Origin of the sequence: Streptomyces sp. NPDC058086, from assembly GCF_042885015.1 — a bacterium.
Classification (GTDB): Bacteria; Actinomycetota; Actinomycetes; order Streptomycetales; family Streptomycetaceae; genus Streptomyces.
Genome location: NZ_JBHVST010000043.1, coordinates 72,483 through 87,851 on the forward strand (window position 1 = coordinate 72,483; position 15,369 = coordinate 87,851).

At 70.5% G+C, this 15,369-nt stretch carries 15 protein-coding genes; 7 read left to right on the forward strand and 8 right to left on the reverse strand.

Annotation, left to right across the window (positions count from 1 at the left end; translation table 11 throughout):
• Nucleotides 1–11: 11 nt before the first annotated feature.
• Nucleotides 12–515, reverse strand: coding sequence for a GNAT family N-acetyltransferase (locus ACFVWD_RS29530; RefSeq protein ID WP_389600429.1), 504 nt, complete (start codon nt 513–515; stop codon nt 12–14).
• Nucleotides 516–648: 133 nt separating this feature from the next.
• On the opposite strand from ACFVWD_RS29530, the gene ACFVWD_RS29535 reads away from it, so the two are divergent.
• Both ACFVWD_RS29535 and ACFVWD_RS29540 read left to right on the forward strand, forming a co-directional pair.
• Nucleotides 649–1,317, forward strand: a complete 669-nt coding sequence (locus tag ACFVWD_RS29535; RefSeq protein ID WP_389600430.1) for a hypothetical protein — start codon at nt 649–651, stop codon at nt 1,315–1,317.
• Nucleotides 1,318–1,330: 13 nt separating this feature from the next.
• Nucleotides 1,331–2,098 carry a hypothetical protein gene (locus ACFVWD_RS29540; protein ID WP_389600454.1) on the forward strand — a complete coding sequence of 256 codons (768 nt, stop codon included), beginning with the start codon at nt 1,331–1,333 and terminating at the stop codon, nt 2,096–2,098.
• 133 nt (nt 2,099–2,231) lie between these two features.
• On the opposite strand, the gene ACFVWD_RS29545 is transcribed toward ACFVWD_RS29540, so the two are convergent.
• Complete coding sequence (locus tag ACFVWD_RS29545) at nt 2,232–2,636, reverse strand: DUF1992 domain-containing protein (RefSeq protein WP_168491002.1); 405 nt, start codon at nt 2,634–2,636, stop codon at nt 2,232–2,234.
• Between the two features lie 141 nt (nt 2,637–2,777).
• On the opposite strand from ACFVWD_RS29545, the gene ACFVWD_RS29550 reads away from it, so the two are divergent.
• Nucleotides 2,778–3,173 (forward strand): FHA domain-containing protein, encoded by a 396-nt coding sequence (locus ACFVWD_RS29550; protein ID WP_054230963.1) that lies wholly within the window; start codon nt 2,778–2,780, stop codon nt 3,171–3,173.
• Between the two features lie 48 nt (nt 3,174–3,221).
• Here the strand turns inward: ACFVWD_RS29550 and ACFVWD_RS29555 are convergent, their stop codons facing one another.
• Nucleotides 3,222–3,893 carry an O-methyltransferase gene (locus ACFVWD_RS29555; protein WP_389600432.1) on the reverse strand — a complete coding sequence of 224 codons (672 nt, stop codon included), beginning with the start codon at nt 3,891–3,893 and terminating at the stop codon, nt 3,222–3,224.
• Between the two features lie 54 nt (nt 3,894–3,947).
• On the reverse strand, nt 3,948–5,327 hold the full coding sequence (proP, locus tag ACFVWD_RS29560) for a glycine betaine/L-proline transporter ProP (protein ID WP_389600434.1): 1,380 nt from the start codon (nt 5,325–5,327) through the stop codon (nt 3,948–3,950).
• 375 nt (nt 5,328–5,702) lie between these two features.
• Here proP and ACFVWD_RS29565 point away from each other — a divergent pair, with 375 nt between their 5' ends.
• Complete coding sequence (locus ACFVWD_RS29565) at nt 5,703–7,754, forward strand: bifunctional glycosyltransferase 87/phosphatase PAP2 family protein (protein WP_389600436.1); 2,052 nt, start codon at nt 5,703–5,705, stop codon at nt 7,752–7,754.
• On the opposite strand, the gene ACFVWD_RS29570 is transcribed toward ACFVWD_RS29565, so the two are convergent.
• Nucleotides 7,708–9,333: a hypothetical protein gene (locus tag ACFVWD_RS29570; RefSeq protein ID WP_389600437.1), complete on the reverse strand. Its 1,626-nt coding sequence runs from the start codon at nt 9,331–9,333 to the stop codon at nt 7,708–7,710. The genes ACFVWD_RS29565 and ACFVWD_RS29570 overlap by 47 nt on opposite strands.
• 204 nt (nt 9,334–9,537) lie before the next feature.
• Nucleotides 9,538–10,773 carry a cytochrome P450 gene (locus tag ACFVWD_RS29575; protein ID WP_101405417.1) on the reverse strand — a complete coding sequence of 412 codons (1,236 nt, stop codon included), beginning with the start codon at nt 10,771–10,773 and terminating at the stop codon, nt 9,538–9,540.
• 292 nt (nt 10,774–11,065) lie between these two features.
• Between ACFVWD_RS29575 and ACFVWD_RS29580 the strand changes: the two genes are divergently transcribed.
• Nucleotides 11,066–12,235, forward strand: a complete 1,170-nt coding sequence (locus ACFVWD_RS29580) for a steroid 3-ketoacyl-CoA thiolase (protein WP_168508418.1) — start codon at nt 11,066–11,068, stop codon at nt 12,233–12,235.
• Here ACFVWD_RS29580 and ACFVWD_RS29585 read toward each other — a convergent pair.
• On the reverse strand, nt 12,219–12,494 hold the full coding sequence (locus tag ACFVWD_RS29585; protein WP_389600439.1) for a DUF397 domain-containing protein: 276 nt from the start codon (nt 12,492–12,494) through the stop codon (nt 12,219–12,221). The genes ACFVWD_RS29580 and ACFVWD_RS29585 overlap by 17 nt on opposite strands.
• Nucleotides 12,454–13,302, reverse strand: coding sequence for a helix-turn-helix domain-containing protein (locus ACFVWD_RS29590; RefSeq protein WP_389600441.1), 849 nt, complete (start codon nt 13,300–13,302; stop codon nt 12,454–12,456). Before ACFVWD_RS29590 ends, ACFVWD_RS29585 begins: the two co-directional genes overlap by 41 nt.
• Nucleotides 13,303–13,395: 93 nt before the next feature.
• On the opposite strand from ACFVWD_RS29590, the gene ACFVWD_RS29595 reads away from it, so the two are divergent.
• Both ACFVWD_RS29595 and ACFVWD_RS29600 read left to right on the forward strand, forming a co-directional pair.
• The gene (locus tag ACFVWD_RS29595; RefSeq protein WP_389600442.1) at nt 13,396–13,857 is read left to right on the forward strand and encodes an ATP-binding protein; all 462 of its coding nucleotides are present in this window, start codon (nt 13,396–13,398) and stop codon (nt 13,855–13,857) included.
• Between the two features lie 131 nt (nt 13,858–13,988).
• Nucleotides 13,989–15,269, forward strand: coding sequence for an esterase/lipase family protein (locus tag ACFVWD_RS29600; protein WP_389600444.1), 1,281 nt, complete (start codon nt 13,989–13,991; stop codon nt 15,267–15,269).
• Nucleotides 15,270–15,369: the final 100 nt, after the last annotated feature.

The window sequence follows — 15,369 nt, forward strand, 5'->3', positions numbered from 1 at the left end:
CGTGAACCGCTTCAGGGCGTCAGCTTCTTCGTGAACCAGTGGTCGGCGTAGGTCTCGTCGTTGTGCGGCTCGGTCTCCTCGTAGCCGTGCCGCGCGTACAGGGCGCGTGCCTCCGTCAGGTCGCCCCGGGTGTCGAGGACCAGCCGCGCGGCGCCGAGGCCACGCGCCGCCTCCTCGGCCGCCGCGAGCAGCAGTGGCGCGCCGCCTGTGCCGCGCAGTTGCTCGCGCACGAACACGCGCTTCAGCTCACCCGTCGCGGCGTCGAGCATCCGCACCCCGGCCATGCCGCCGGGGTCGCCGCCGTACCGCGCGACCAGCAGCACCCCGTCGGGTGCCTGGAACTCGGCGCCCGTGGCCGCCGCGATCTCCCGCTCCAGTTCCTCGGGGTCGGTCGGGTGCCCCTCGTGCAGCAGGTACCAGCGGTCGCTGACCTCCGTGTAGTACGCGCGCCACAGTGCGGCGGCGACGGACGAGTCGAAGGGCTCGGGGGCGATGGTCCAGGTCATGGCGGTCATTGTCGGGAGGCGCGGCCCCTGGTTCGCAAGCGGATTTCGGCGGGGCGCCGGTGAGGGGTTCGTTTGAGTGCGGGGTTCCGGGCAACCCGGTCCTCGAACCGGCCCGTCGGGTCGAGAACCCCGGAAGGCACCCATGTCCACAGGCCTCATCATCGCTTTGATCGTGATCGTGGCGGTCGCCGTCGTCGCGGCCGCGCTGATCCTTCTGGCCCGCAGGCCGCAGGGCGGGCGCACACTGCGGCGGCGCTTCGGGCCCGAGTACGACCGTGCCGTCTCCCAGCACGACGGCGACGCCAGGGCCGCCGAGCGTGACCTCGCCGAGCGGGTGAAGCGGCACGGCTCGCTGCGTGAACGGCCGCTGGAGCCCGCGGCCCGCGACGAGTACGCGGCCCGCTGGGGGGCCGTTCAGGAACGCTTCGTCGACTCGCCCCAGGAGGCGGTGGCCGAGGCGGACCGGCTGGTCGCCGAGCTGGCCGGCGCACGCGGCTTCCCCGACGGTGAGCGCTACGAGGAGCAGCTCGACGCGCTCTCCGTCCACCACGGACACCATCTGCACGGCTACCGGCGCGTCCACCAGGCCACGTACGCCCCCACCGCGGGCGCCGACGGCAGCACGGAGGAGCTCCGCGCGTCCATGGTGGAGGCCCGCGTCCTCTTCGAGGAGCTGCTGGCCCCGGTTCGCGAGGACGCCCGTCAGGACACCGCCGACACCACCCCTGCCGCGGCATCCGTCCCGGACGAGCGTTCCCACCGGGCCCATGTTCCGTCGGTACTGACCAGGCGTCATGCGAAGGGGAGTTGAGGAAGTGAAGAAGATGACTTCGGACAACGGCAATGAGAACACTCCGCGTCGCGAGGCGATGACGGGTCGCGGCGACATCGACCCCCTGGTCCACCGGCACGCCCAGGACGCCCAGGCCGCTCCGGCGACAGGACCCGGCACCCCGGCCGACCCGGCCGTCCGCGACCCCGGTGAGGCCCCCGGCGGTATGGGGTCCCGCGAGACCGCGAACCCGTCCCGCTCGACAGCCGACGACACGCGGAGCATGCCCGCCGACGACCGCGACACCCGCGCCGGACAGGGCGCCGGCATGCGGGCAGGGCAGCAGGAAGCCATGCGCGCCGGGCAGCGGGATTCGGCCCGCGCCGGGCAGGGCGGTGACCGCACCCGCGCCGGGCAGCCGGAATCCAGGCGCGCCGAGGAGGCGGAGTTCGCCCGCGCCGGGCAGGGCGACCCCTCCCGTGCCGGGCAGAGCGGCCCCACCCCCGCGGAGCAGCGCGGTACCGGTCCGCAGGGTGACGGCGACGGGGCGCTGCTGTCGCACGACGAGTGCGACAAGTACTCGTTGCGGATGCAGCACGCCGTCGGTGGGTTCGTGGACGGCCCGCGGGCGTCCGTCGAGGAGGCGGACCACGTCCTGGAGGAGCTGACCACCGAATTCACGGACGCCATGACCCGGCGCCGCCGCAACCTGCGGACGACCTGGCAGGCGGCCGGGGAGAGCGACACGGACGACACCGAGAAGCTGCGGCTCGCCCTGCGCGACTACCGCGAGGTGACCGAGCGGCTCCTGCACCTGTAGGTGACCGAGCGGCTCCTGCACCTGTAGGAGACCGAGCGCCTCCTGCACCGGTCAGGAGGCCGAACCGTCGAGTGCCGCAGCGAGGCCGCGCCCCGGACCATGTTCCGGGGCGCGGCCTCACCCGTCGACGGGGTCATCCGGCCCGGCGCTCGCGCCACTCCCGGACGATCTCGTCCACGTCGTACGGCTTGAGGCCGAGGGGCGGTCCCGGCGGCGGCTTGAACATGACCTCGCGGATCTTGGCGTTGATGTCCTCGACGATCCGGCGCACGACCCGCTCCGAGGGCGCCACCGACGCCGCCGCGAGCGCGTCCTCGGCCTCCTTGCGCAGGGCCAGCGTCGGCGGCAGGACCGACAGCCCCTCGCGGGCCATCTTCCGCTTGATCCACCACAGTTCGTCGTACGACGTGTCGGTCACCTCGGGCATGGGCTTGCCCGCACCGGGCAGGTCCGCGAACTCGCCGCGGGCCTCCGCCTCACGGATCTGTCGGTCGACCCAGGTCTCGAAGCTGACCCCGGGTGGCTTCCGTTCGGTCATGCGTCCATTGTGCCGTACGACACACGATCGGACGATCGGGCGATTTATCATGCGGCGGCGGCGCGTCAACCACGCTCGGTACCAGGAGGGTTGAAGCGCCGCGACGCGACCGTATGAACGCTGTAACTCGAAGGAGCGCACGTGCTCGAACTCACCATGGCCTCGGTCACCGGGGCGGACGCTGGTGCGACGGCCGGAATGCTGATGGCCGACGCGCCGAGCGACCCCGGAGCCGTGCTGCGGGTGGGCCGGGACCGGGCCGTGTGCCGGCTCGCGACCCCCGACGACTGGCTGTTCGTCTCCCGGGTCCACCTGGAGTTCCTGTGCGGCCCGGACGGAACCTGGCAGGTCACCTGGCTGCACGGGTCACGCCCGGAGCCCTCCGCCGAGGTACGGCTGACGCTGGCCGGACTGCCGACCCAGGCCGTCCCGTACGGCGGGACGGCGAAGCTCCCCGCGGGCGGTTCGGGGGAGATCGTCATCCTCGACCGCACAGGACCGCACAGCGTGAACGTGGGTTTCTACCACGAGACCTGAGCGCCCCCGGAGGGGGACCCGAGCGCCCCGGAGGTGGGGAAACGCGCGTCAGGCCAGCACGCGCGCCAGCGCGAACCCGTCGTACCCCTTGCTGCCCACCGTCTGGATCGCCGTACCGCTCAACTTCGGGTGGGCGGCGATCAGTTCGAGGGCGGCCCGGGTGCCCCGCACGCTCGGTTCGGCGCTGCCCGCCTCGGTGACCCGACCGCCGCGCACGACGTTGTCGACGACGATCAGGCTGCCGGGGCGGGTGAGCTTGAGGGCCCACTCGACGTAGTGCGGGTTGTTCACCTTGTCGGCGTCGATGAACACGAAGTCGAACGGCTCCGGGTTCTCCTCGGCCAGCTTCGGCAGCGACTCCAGCGCGGGGCCCACCCGCACCTCGGTGATCTTGTCGAGGCCCGCGCGGGCGAGGTTGCGGCGGGCGACCTCGGCGTGCGTGGCGTCGTACTCGAAGGTGATCAGCCGGCCGTCCGCCGGGAGCGCGCGGCCCAGCCAGATGGTGCTGTAGCCGCCGAGGGTGCCGATCTCCAGGACACGGCGGGCGCCCTGGATCTCGGCGAGCAGCTGGAGCAGCTTGCCCTGGTTCGGCGCGACGGCGATCTGCGGCAGCCCCGCGGCGTCGCTGTCGCGCAGGGCCGCCGTCAGTGTCTCGTCGGCGGGGGCGAGGAGAGTGGTGAAGTAGTCGTCGACTTCGTTCCAGAGCTGCGACTCGCTCATGGACCATGCCTTTCGTATGCCTAGTTAGATGTCCTAACTAGTCCCACGGCCAACCTACACGGCGGGCGCGGAGCCCGGCAGCGGGCGACCCGCGGACTCGGTCATGAACCACACCGCCACGCCACCGACGACGGCCGCGGCCATCATGTAGTAGGCGGGCATCATCATGTTCCCGGTCGCCCCGATGAGCGCCGTGGTCACCAGCGGGGTCGTACCGCCGAAGAGCGAGACGGAGACGTTGAAGCCGATGGACAGCGAGCCGTAGCGGACCTTCGTCGGGAAGAGCGCGGGGAGCGCGGCGGGCATCGCGGAGGTGAAGCAGACCAGCAGCAGGCCCAGCGCGCCCATGCCGAGCGCGACCGCGAGCAGACTGCCCTGGCGGATCAGCAGGAGCGCCGGGACGGACAGGGCGAGGAAGCCGACGCAGCCCGCGGCGATCACCGGGCGGCGGCCGATCCGGTCGGTCAGCGCGCCCGCGAAGGGCTGGACGACCATCATCAGCGCCATCACGCCGAGGACGACCAGCAGGCCGTGCGTCTCGTCGTACTTCAGCTCGCTCGTCAGATAGCTCGGCATGTACGACAGCAGCATGTAGTCGGTGACGTTGAAGACCAGCACCAGGCCGACGCAGAGCAGCAGCGCGCGCCACTGGCCCGCGACCATGTCGCGCAGCCGCACCTTGGGGCGGTCCGCCTCCTTCTTGGAGGCCTTCGCCAGTTCCGCCGCGAACGCCGGGGTCTCTTCCAGGCGCATGCGCAGATACAGGCCGATGATGCCCATCGGGCCCGCGATCAGGAACGGGACGCGCCAGCCCCAGGACAGCAGGTCCTCGGTGGACAGGAAGGCGGTCATGAGGGTGACCAGGCCGGCGCCGCCGATGTATCCGGCGAGGGTGCCGAACTCCAGCCAGCTCCCGAAGAAGCCGCGCTTCTTGTCGGGCGCGTACTCGGCGATGAAGGTGGAGGCGCCCGCGTACTCGCCGCCGGTGGAGAAGCCCTGGACGAGCCGGGCCGCGAGCAGCAGCAGGGGAGCGCCGACGCCGATCGTGGCGTACGAGGGGATCAGGCCGATCGCGAAGGTGCCCGCCGCCATCATGATCATGGTGACGGCGAGGACCTTCTGGCGGCCGACGCGGTCGCCGAGCGGGCCGAAGACCATGCCGCCGAGCGGGCGGACGAGGAAGGCCGCGGCGAAGGCGCCAAAGGTGGACAGCAGCTGCGCGGTGGGGTTGCCGGAGGGGAAGAAGACCTTGCCCAGCGTCACCGCGATGTAGCTGTAGACACCGAAGTCGAACCACTCCATCGCGTTGCCGAGGGCCGCCGCCTTGACGGCCCGCTTGACCAGGGCCGGATCGGTGACGTAGGCCTCGGGCGGCGCAGGGGTCCGGGGTCGGGGCACTGCGGGGGCGACTGCTGTGGCGGACGGCAAGGGCATGCCTTTCGTAGGGGACGGGGACGTGGCTCACCCGGAAGTGGGCCGAAAAGCGACCATAGGGGCACTCGCCCGCGTAACGTGCCGTAGGCAACTCGGTGCATAGTGCAAGTAAATGCGCCGTACGCAGGGGCGCAGGCCTGGCCGCGCACCGCTTTTCCGGGGCCCGTCTGTGAGCTAAGTCGCGAACGAAGGGGAGAACCGGAACCATGCGCGCACTATCGTCATCCGGACAAAAGGCGGGAGGCGGTCAGGTGAAGAGGGGGTTGCCTGCGTCTCTCAACAGGGGCGTGCGAGCCTCGTAAGGTCCGGGCGGAGTCCGGCCGCACGGGACGCACGGGGTGAACGGGACAAACGGGGCGGGAGGGTCGGCGGGGCGTGGCGAACGTTGAGCACGGCGGGACGGTGGGGAATGCCTTCGGGGCGGGGGCGGCGGAATCGGCGAGAGCGAGACTGCGCGCGATCCGGATAGGACTGTGGGTGATCGCCGCGGTCCTGGCGATACGGCAGGTCACCGTCGTGCTGAGCACCCCGAAAGGGGAACGGCTGACGGACCTGGAGACCTGGGTCGGACCCAACGGCGTCCTGCATGTGAAGGGATCGCTGTACGACTCGACGCAGTTCACCGGCACCCCCTTCGGAGGACTCGTCCTCAAACCCCTCACCCGCGCCGCCGAACAGGCGCTCGGCTGGGGCTGGACCTTCGGCAGTCTCTCGCTGGTCGTCGTGCTCGGCCTGGTCGTCGCACGCGCCCTGCCCCAGCCGGTGAGCCGGCGCACCGCCCTGCTCGCAGCGCCCGTCGCGATCAGCCTGCTGATGCTGTCGCTGCCGGTGCGCAACGCCCTCTACCTCGGCCAGACCAGCATCATCCCGGTGCTGCTCGTCCTGCTGGGCTGCTTCGCCGTCCGGGGCGAGCGCGCCAGCGGCTTGTTGATCGGCGTCGCCGCCGCCCTGCAGCCCACCATGCTGCTCTTCGCGCCGCTGCTCTGGTTCACCGGGCGCCGCCGCGCCGTCGAGTCCACCGCGATCACCTTCGCCGGCCTCGGCGCGCTCGCCTGGGCCGCGATGCCGCACGACTCCACCACCTACTGGGTGCACCACCTGGCGGGCGTCGGCCTCGGCGGGAACGCGGACAACCTCTCCAACCAGTCGCTGCACGGCGCGCTGCTGCGGCTCGGCCTCAACGGCCCGCTGGAGATCACCCTGTTCCTGCTGCTCGGCGCCGCGGTCGCCGCCCTCGGCCTGCGCCGCGCCATCCGCTACGCACGGGACGGGCAGCTGCTGCTGGCCGTGGCGATCACCGGCTGTGTCGCCGTCGTCGTCTCGCCCACGTCCTGGCAGCACCAGCTGCTGTGGGTGCTGCTCGCGCTGGTCGGCAGGGTCGGCAAGAAGACCTCGGACCGCCCCATGTGGCCCGTCGCCGTCATCCTCGTCATGACGCTGCCCGCGAAGATGATGCTGCCGAACATGGCGGCGCTCTTCCCGCTGCGCGACAACGTGGTGCTGCTCGCCGCGCTCGCCGCCGCCACGATCGTGCCGTTCCTCTCCCGCACCTCGGAGTACTACCGGGCGCCGATCCCCACCGACTACGCCCGGCCCGTTCCCACCCGCTGGAAGCGGTTGCCGCTGCTGCCCTTCCTCCGCCGCGTGTTCACCCGCCCGAACCTGCTGCTCGAACTGCTCCTGATACGCGTCGGCTACTCCGCCTACCAGCAGGTCAGGCTCGCCGCGACGGGCGGCACCAACGCGGGCGGCCGGACCACCGCCGAACACCACGGCGCCCAGATCCTCTCCATCGAGCGGTTCCTGCACATCGACATCGAGCACTGGGTCAACCACGCCGTGTTCAAGGTCGAGTGGCTGCGGGACTTCTTCGACTTCTATTACGAGTCGTTCCACTTCGTCGTCCCGCTCACCGTCCTCGGCGTGCTCTACGCCCGCCGCCCCGGCGACTACCGCTGGGCGCGCTCGGCGCTCGGTTTCGCCACTCTGATGGCGCTCCTCGGCTTCTGGCTCTTCCCGCTCGCCCCACCGCGCCTGATGCCGGGCCTCGGCGTCATCGACACCGTGCACGGCGTGCAGGACTTCTCCAAGCCGGACTACGGCACGCTGACCGCGCTGACCAACCAGTACGCGGCGATGCCCTCGCTGCACTTCGGCTGGTCCCTGTGGTGCGGAGTCGTCATCGCGGTCCTCGCGCCCAAGTGGTGGATGAAGGCGCTCGGCCTGCTGCACCCGCTGTTCACGGTCTCCGCGATCGTGGCGACCGGCAACCACTGGGTGCTGGACGCGATGGGCGGCGCGGCCGTCGTCGGCGCGGGCTTCGGCCTGACCTACCTCCTCCAGGGGCCCCGGCCGAGGCCGCTGATGAAGCCCGTGGAGGTCAGCACGAAGGATCCGGTCCCGATGACGGGGCGTACCCCGAGCTGATCCGGTACTCACCCGGCTCGGTCACCGTCAGCCGCGTGAACTCGCCGTCTTGTGTCAGGCAGCCGCCCGGTGCGCGCAGCCACGGCGAGTACGCGACCCGCACGGTCACCGGGCCGGGCACCGGCACCCGTACGTCCACCTCGGCGCTCGTCGTGCGCAGCACGGAGGCGGGCGCCGACACCAGAGGTACGGCGTCACGCACCCGCAGCACCTGCCAGTTGGCGTCGCTCCACACCGGTTCCAGCCACGCGGGCCGGCTCCTCACCAGCCGCGCCTCCGCCTCGGCGAACCCGTCCGGCTTCCCCGCCGGCAGTACGACGAATCCCACCGCCCAGCGGTCCAGCCAGGCCCGATAGGTCGCCTCCGAGAACGAACCGTCGTAGAACAGGCGCCCCCGCTCCATGTCCAGCTGACGGTTCCAGCCACGCGCCAGGTTCACATGCGGGGCGAGCGTGGAGGCCTCGCGGTGGTTGCGGGCCGGGACCACCTCGACACGGCCACGGCCGGCGCCGAGCCGCTCCAGCGTCCGTACGACGCCGTGGGTGTCGGCGGCCCAGGCGGGCACGGACGTGGACACCTCCAGGTCGTCGACGGTCTTCTGCCCGACCCAGGCGACGGAGAGCACGAACGCCACCACCAGCGCGATCCGCCGCACCAGGTGCGGCCCGGGCGCCGTGAGCAGCGCCGCGAGGAGCGCGGCGGGCGCGAACAGCTCCGCGAACCGCTCCACGTTCGTCCCCACCGGGGAGGCGATCAGATACGTCAGCACGGTCCCGGCCGCGTACACGACCCCGCACCGCCGGGCCACCCGCCAGCCGCGCGGGGCCAGCGTGGCGACGGTCAGCCCCAGCAGCACGGGCGGCCAGATCCGGCCCGAGGGCATCAACTGCTGTCCGGCGAAGGGGAACAGCAGCGTGGTCGCCCCGACGACGACCACCGGTGGCACCAGCAGCACCCCGGCCCGCACCCGGTCCCGTACGGCGAGATGTCCGGCGCCCACCACCACCAGGAACAGTCCGGCCACCGGGCTCGCCATGGTCGCCAGTGCCGCGTACGCCGCCGCAGGCAGTGCCCGTCGCTCGCCCGTCAGCAGCACGCAGGCGGCGAGACCGAGGGCGACGCCGAGCGCGAAGGTGGTGCGCCCCGAGGCGACGTTGCACCACAGCGCGAGCGAGGCCAGCAGCGCCGGGCCCACCGGCCGCCGTATCCCGGTGCGGGCGATCAGCACGGCGGCCAGCCAGGTGGCGGCGAGCCCGGAGACCACCGTCACCGGGCGCACACCCAGCGCGGCCATCAGATACGGCGAGATCAGGCTGTAGCTGGCGGTGTGCATCCCGCCGTACCAGAAGAGGTTGTACGGCGATCCGCCGTGCCGCGCCACGAACTCCGCCCACGCCACCTGGGCCGCGAGATCACCACCGCCGGTCGCGAGGAAGGCCCACCACACCGCGTACAGCGGCAGCATGGGGAGGGTGACGAGGAGGGGGAGACGGTGGCGCAGCCAGAACGCGTGATGAGGGCGTTTTCGGCGTATGGCCGGGTGGTCGGGCCGGACGGGGGTCAGCTCGGCAGAGACCACGGTGCACCGGTTCCGTTCGAAGCGTCGGTTGTCTTCGGAGGTGGGGGGAAGGCTGAGCCACCGGTGAAGACGCGAAACGGAACGGAGACGTTCATCGGAGGTTCGTCTCGGGGGAGGCAGGGGCGGGCGTAGGGGGATGCTCCTGCCTCCCGCGGGACGGGCCGACGGGCACCGGGAGTCCGTCGGCCCGAGCGTGCGGTGCGGTCAGCCGGCGTCGACCTGGAGCTCCTTGACGCCGTTGATCCAGGCGGAGCGCAGCCGGCGCGGGTCGCCGACCAGGGTGAGGTCCGGCATCGCGTCGGCGATCGCGTTGAAGATGAGGTCGATCTCGAGGACGGCCAGGGACTTGCCGAGGCAGTAGTGGGGGCCTCCGCCGCCGAAGCCGAGGTGGGGGTTGGGGTCGCGGGTGATGTCGAAGGCGTCCGGGTTCTCGAAGACCTCGGGGTCGTGGTTGGCGGAGGCGTAGAAGATGCCGACGCGGTCGCCCTTCTTGATCTGCTTGCCGCCGAGTTCGGTGTCCTGGGTGGCGGTGCGCTGGAAGGAGACGACCGGGGTCGCCCACCGCACGATCTCCTCGGCCGTGGTCGCCGGACGGGTGCTCTTGTACAGCTCCCACTGCTCGGGGTGGGTGAGGAAGGCGTGCATGCCGTGGGTGATGGCGTTGCGGGTGGTCTCGTTGCCGGCGACCGACAGCATCAGCACGAAGAAGCCGAACTCGTCTGAGCCGAGGTTGCCCTCGTCCTCGGCCGCCACCAGCGTGCTGACGATGTCCTTCGCCGGGCACTGCTTGCGGTCGGCGGCCATGTTCATGGCGTACGAGATGAGCTCGGCGGCCGACTCGGCGCCGACCTCCTCGGTGATGGCGTACTCCGGGTCGTCGTACGCGATCATCTTGTTGGACCACTCGAAGATCTTGATGCGGTCGTCCTGGGGGACGCCGATCAGCTCGGCTATCGCCTGGAGGGGCAGTTCGCAGGCGACCTCGGTGACGAAGTCGAAGGGTCCCGAGTGGGCGCGGGCGCCCTCGACGATCGCGAGGGCACGGGAGCGGAGCCGCTCCTCCAGCGCCCGGATGGCCCTTGGCGTGAAACCGCGTTGCACGATCTGGCGGACGCGGGTGTGCTCGGGTGGGTCCATGTTGAGCAGGATCAGCCGCTGGGCGTCGATCGCGTCGCGCTGCATGTGCTCGTGGAAGCGGATGATCGCGGTGTTGAGGTAGGAGGAGTAGATCTCCGGGTGCGTGGAGACGTACTTGACGTCCGCGTGCCGGGTGACCGCCCAGTAGCCCTCGTCCTGGAAGCCGGCCAGACCGGCGGGCTGGGGGATCCAGCGGACGGGTTCGGCCCGGCGCAGTTCGGCGAACTCCGGCAGAGGCACGCGGTGGTGCAGCAGATCGGGGTCGGTGAAGTCGAACCCGTCGGGCAGCGCGGGACAGGGCATCGGCGACCACCCACCATTCTGACGGTCCATCAGGAATCCGGAATTGCCGTGAAGGTAGTAACGGGTTCTATAAGTCGCAAGAGGTACGGCGCCCCGAATTCCGTGGGGAGTTCGTGCAGATCACGACTTCGAGCGCTGCACGACCCTTGCGGCACGGGGGCTCCGATCCGCAGACTGCACACAGAACTGGTACGCGTTCTAGTTCTGCGCGGTGGGTGGGCCGGGACGCCCCGCGCTGCGCGGGTCAGCAGGGCCTGGCCGCCGGACAGGCCTGAGGAGAGGACGAGCCCCCATGGCCGCGGAACCCGTGATCGTCGAAGCCGTACGCACCCCCATCGGCAAGCGAGGTGGCGCGCTCGCCAACCTCCACCCCGCCTATCTCCTGGGCGAGACCTACCGTGAACTCCTCGGCCGCACCGGCATCCACGCCGACTGCGTCGAGCAGATCGTCGGCGGCACGGTGACGCACGCCGGCGAGCAGTCCATGAACCCCGCGCGCACGGCCTGGCTGGCCATGGGCCTGCCGTACGAGACGGCGGCGACGACGGTCGACTGCCAGTGCGGCTCCTCGCAGCAGGCCTCGCACATGGTGGCCAACATGGTCGCGGCGGGAGTCATCGACGTCGGTATCTCGTGCGGCGTCGAGGCGATGTCGAGGGTGCCGCTGGGCTCCGGCTCCAAGCACGGCCCCGGAAAGCCGTTCCCGGACGAGTGGAACGTGGACCTGCCCAATCAGTTCGAGGCCGCCGAGCGCATCGCGCGCAATCGTGGCCTGACGCGCGAGAACGTCGACTCGCTCGGGCTCGTCTCCCAGGAACGCGCCGCGAACGCCTGGTCGGAGGAACGCTTCAAGCGCGAGACCTTCGCCGTCCAGGTGCCGACCACCGAGGACGAACAGCGGGCCGGACAGGGCATGTGGCGCCTCGTCGACCGCGACGAGGGACTCCGCGACACGTCCATGGAGGCACTGGCCGGCCTCAAGCCGGTGATGCCGACCGCCGTCCACACGGCGGGCAACTCCTCGCAGATCTCCGACGGTGCGGCGGCGATCCTCTGGGCGTCCAAGCGGATGGCCCGGGCGCTGAAGCTGCGCCCGAGGGCGCGGATCGTGGCCCAGGCCCTGGTGGGTTCGGACCCGCACTTCCATCTGGACGGCCCGATCGACGCGACGCGCGCGGTGCTGGGCAAGGCCGGGATGTCTTTGAAGGACATCGACCTCGTGGAGATCAACGAGGCGTTCGCTTCAGTGGTGTTGAGCTGGGCCCAGGTCTTCGAGCAGGACCTGGAGAAGGTCAACGTGAACGGCGGTGCGATCGCGCTCGGGCATCCCGTCGGGGCGACGGGTGCCCGGCTGATCACGACCGCCCTGCACGAACTGGAGCGACGGGACAAGGAGTTCGCGCTGATCACCATGTGCGCGGGCGGTGGACTGGCCACCGGGACGATCATCCAGCGGTTGTAGTCCAGGAGACGAAGGTGGTGAAGGCGGCGGGCTCGAAGGTGAGTATCGGGCCGGTGGGGTTCTTCGAGTCTCGTACGGCGAAGGTGGTGTCCAGGGTTTCGGCGATCTCTATGCACTCGCCGCCCTGGTCGCTGCTGTGCGTGGACTTGCGCCAGGCCAGAGGGCCAAGGGGCGCGCACTCGACGCACTGGCCGCCCTGGTCGCCGCTGTAGCTCGACTTACGCCACTGGACCGCCGTCAGAATCGCGTTGTTCTCCATAGCGTTCCTCCATCGCGCGCCGGATCAGCTCCGCCGAGTCCCTGAGGGAGAGCGCGGAAGCTCGGAGATGATCGTAACGGAGCGAACAGTCCTTGACGGTGTCCGGGTTGGCGGTCGGATGCCCGCTTCCGTAGCTCTCGGTGTAAACGATGGTTGGGTCGCTCGCGAAGCGGTAGAGGTCGAACGAGCCTTGCAGTCCAGCATGTTCTCCAGCCGAGAACGGCAGCACCTGGATGTTGATCCGGGAGTTGTCCTCGAACGACAACAGGTGGGCGAGTTGCTCTCGCATGGTCTTCGGGCCGCCGATCTCCTGGTGCAGCGCGGCCTCGCTGAGGACCGCCCAGAAGACCGGCGGTTCCCCCTTCTCGAAGATGCGCTGGCGGGCCAGTCGTACGGCGGTGCGGTCGTCAAGGTCGTTCTGGTCCAGCGCGCCCAGCACCGCACGTGCGTATGAGTCGGTCTGGAGGAGACCGAGGACCATGTGGGTCTGGAAGGAACAGATCTCGACCGCCCGCGCCTCCAACTCCGCCACCTGTTGGAACCAGGCCGGAAGTTGACTACGCATCACCAGTCCGACCAGCCGGGACAGTAACCCACCCGTTCCCAGCGCCGCATCCACCCGCTCGCTGAACTCCGGCGTCGGCAGCTTCCTCGCCGTCTCGATCTGGCCGACCAGCGAACCGGTGTAGTTGACGATGTCGCCGAGCTGCCGTTGTGTCAGGCCCGCGGATTCACGATGGCGCCGCAACTCGAAACCGTAGTAGTCGAGCGGCGAGGCCCCCGGGTCGAGGATGTTGATATGGGTCACGTACGGCCCCTCTCGCGCGCAACTCGGTCCACTCCGGGACCCGTTGTATTCGTCCCGTAGCCGAGCGTAGTCGTGCGAGGTCAGTCTCGTGCCGTGAACGAACACATTCCCCCCACCCTCCTGGGCCCCCGCCCCGCCCAGTACGCGATGCGGATCACCGTCGGCGCACACTCGGCCCGGCACGTCCGGCGGATCGTCAGGTCGCTGCTGGAGGAGTGGAACTTGGCCGAGCTGACCGACTCCGTGGAGCTGGCCGTGACCGAGCTGGTCGCCAACGTCGTACGCCATGTCCCGGACCGGCGCTGCGCGTTGCTGGTGCTGCGGCAGGCGGCCGGAGTGAGGGTGGAGGTCGCGGACGGCTCCCCGCAACCACCCCGCGTGCCCACCGAGTTGTCGCCGGAGGCGGAGGGTGGGCGCGGGCTCGTTCTGCTCGACGCGGTGGTCGACAAGTGGGGTGTGGGGCCGGGACCCGGGGGCGGCAAGACGGTCTGGTTCGAGTGCCGACCGGCTCGGCCACCGGGCCAAACCCGTGGGGCTGGGAATCACTCATGGTGATGATGATCGTGCGAGGGAACCCGAACATCCGTTTTTGTCCCCTGATGATGAGCCCCACATCCAAGTCGCACGACCCCGGGGCATATGCCCCCGGGGTCTTCGTGCGGCCCGAAGGAAGGGGATCGACCGCAGTGAGCAATGAGAAGGCGGCCCGCGAGCAGCAGTACGTCGGTTCGATCGGGCTGATGGCCCCGCTGGACCAGCCGAAGCCGCCACCGGCCCCGGCGCCGGACGAGACGTGGCACTTCGGACGGCACCTGAACGCCGACGAGGAGGGCCAGGCAGGCTACGTGCCGGTCTACGACGGCACCGCCTGGGTGTACTACGGCAAGGGCCACAGCGGTGTGCAGCGGCCGGTGCTGATGTCCGACGGCTTCAATACCGGGCCCAGCAAGCTGGACGAGCTCTACCACGGCTTCGAGCGGGGCGAGTACCCGCTGATGAGCCAGCTGCGCGAGCGCAGGCGGGACGCGGTCATCTTCGGCTACGGGGAGCGCTCCGCGTCGATCCTCGACAACGCCGGGTACGTGATCGAGGCGATCACGAGGCTGATCGACGAGCGTACGGGCAAGGAACCGCTGGTGGTCGGCGGGTTCAGCATGGGCGGTCTGGTCACCCGCTATGCCCTGGCGCGGATGGAGACCCAGAAGATGGACCACCAGACCGGGATGTACTTCTCGTACGACAGCCCCCACCGTGGCGCGTGGGTGCCGATCGGTCTGCAGGCGTTCGCGCACTACATCAAGCGCGGCAACCCGGCCAACAGCGCGCTGTCGGACCAGATCAACAGCCCGGCCTCGCGCGAGCTGATGTGGCGGCACATCGAGACGGTGGACGGCACTCCCGGGCAGGACAAGGCCCGCTCCGACTTCCTCGCCGCCCTGGACCGCGTCGGCGGCTGGCCGATGATTCCGCGGAAGATCGGTGTCGCCAACGGCACCGGGAACGGCCGGGGCACGGGGATCGCGCCCGGCGCGGAGGCGTTCCGCGCCACCGGGATCCTGTTCCCCGGCACCACCGTCTACACCCAGTCCGAGGGCGACGACGCCGTGGTCGCCGAACTGAAGGCGACCTTCGGGAAGAACGAGACGATCACCACCGACGGGTTCCCGGAGATCGACGGCGCTCCCGGCGGCACCCTGGCGACCTTCGCCATCGCCGCCGAAACCCTCAACAAGCTGATCCCCGGCAGCGCCGTGGCTCCGGTCCCCGAGATCTGTTTCGTGCCCTCGGTCAGCGCGGTGGCCGTCCGCGACCTGGACACCACCGACCTGCTGCACACCGACATCGACGCCCTCGACCCCGACGAGAGCGAACTCGACGCGTTCCTGTGCGCCTCCCGGAACGAGGACCACACCAAGATCACCGAAGAGCTGTGCACCTGGCTCCTCGCCGAAATCGACCAGCGGTAGCCCTGCCGGTATCCGTGATGGTCACGCCGAACCGGCCGCGGGGGGGGCACGGGGGGGGGGGGAGAATGAAAAAAAGGGGGGCGGGGGGCGGGGGGGGTGT

What these genes read in the sequence shown, in the direction of transcription:
- ACFVWD_RS29530 (WP_389600429.1), bottom strand. Translation starts at nt 515, where the DNA reads ATGACCGCCATGACCTGGACCATCGCCCCCGAGCCCTTCGACTCGTCC.
- ACFVWD_RS29535 (WP_389600430.1), top strand. Translation starts at nt 649, where the DNA reads ATGTCCACAGGCCTCATCATCGCTTTGATCGTGATCGTGGCGGTCGCC.
- ACFVWD_RS29540 (WP_389600454.1), top strand. Translation starts at nt 1,331, where the DNA reads ATGACTTCGGACAACGGCAATGAGAACACTCCGCGTCGCGAGGCGATG.
- ACFVWD_RS29545 (WP_168491002.1), bottom strand. Translation starts at nt 2,636, where the DNA reads ATGACCGAACGGAAGCCACCCGGGGTCAGCTTCGAGACCTGGGTCGAC.
- ACFVWD_RS29555 (WP_389600432.1), bottom strand. Translation starts at nt 3,893, where the DNA reads ATGAGCGAGTCGCAGCTCTGGAACGAAGTCGACGACTACTTCACCACT.
- proP (WP_389600434.1), bottom strand. Translation starts at nt 5,327, where the DNA reads ATGCCCTTGCCGTCCGCCACAGCAGTCGCCCCCGCAGTGCCCCGACCC.
- ACFVWD_RS29575 (WP_101405417.1), bottom strand. Translation starts at nt 10,773, where the DNA reads ATGCCCTGTCCCGCGCTGCCCGACGGGTTCGACTTCACCGACCCCGAT.
- ACFVWD_RS29580 (WP_168508418.1), top strand. Translation starts at nt 11,066, where the DNA reads ATGGCCGCGGAACCCGTGATCGTCGAAGCCGTACGCACCCCCATCGGC.
- ACFVWD_RS29585 (WP_389600439.1), bottom strand. Translation starts at nt 12,494, where the DNA reads ATGGAGAACAACGCGATTCTGACGGCGGTCCAGTGGCGTAAGTCGAGC.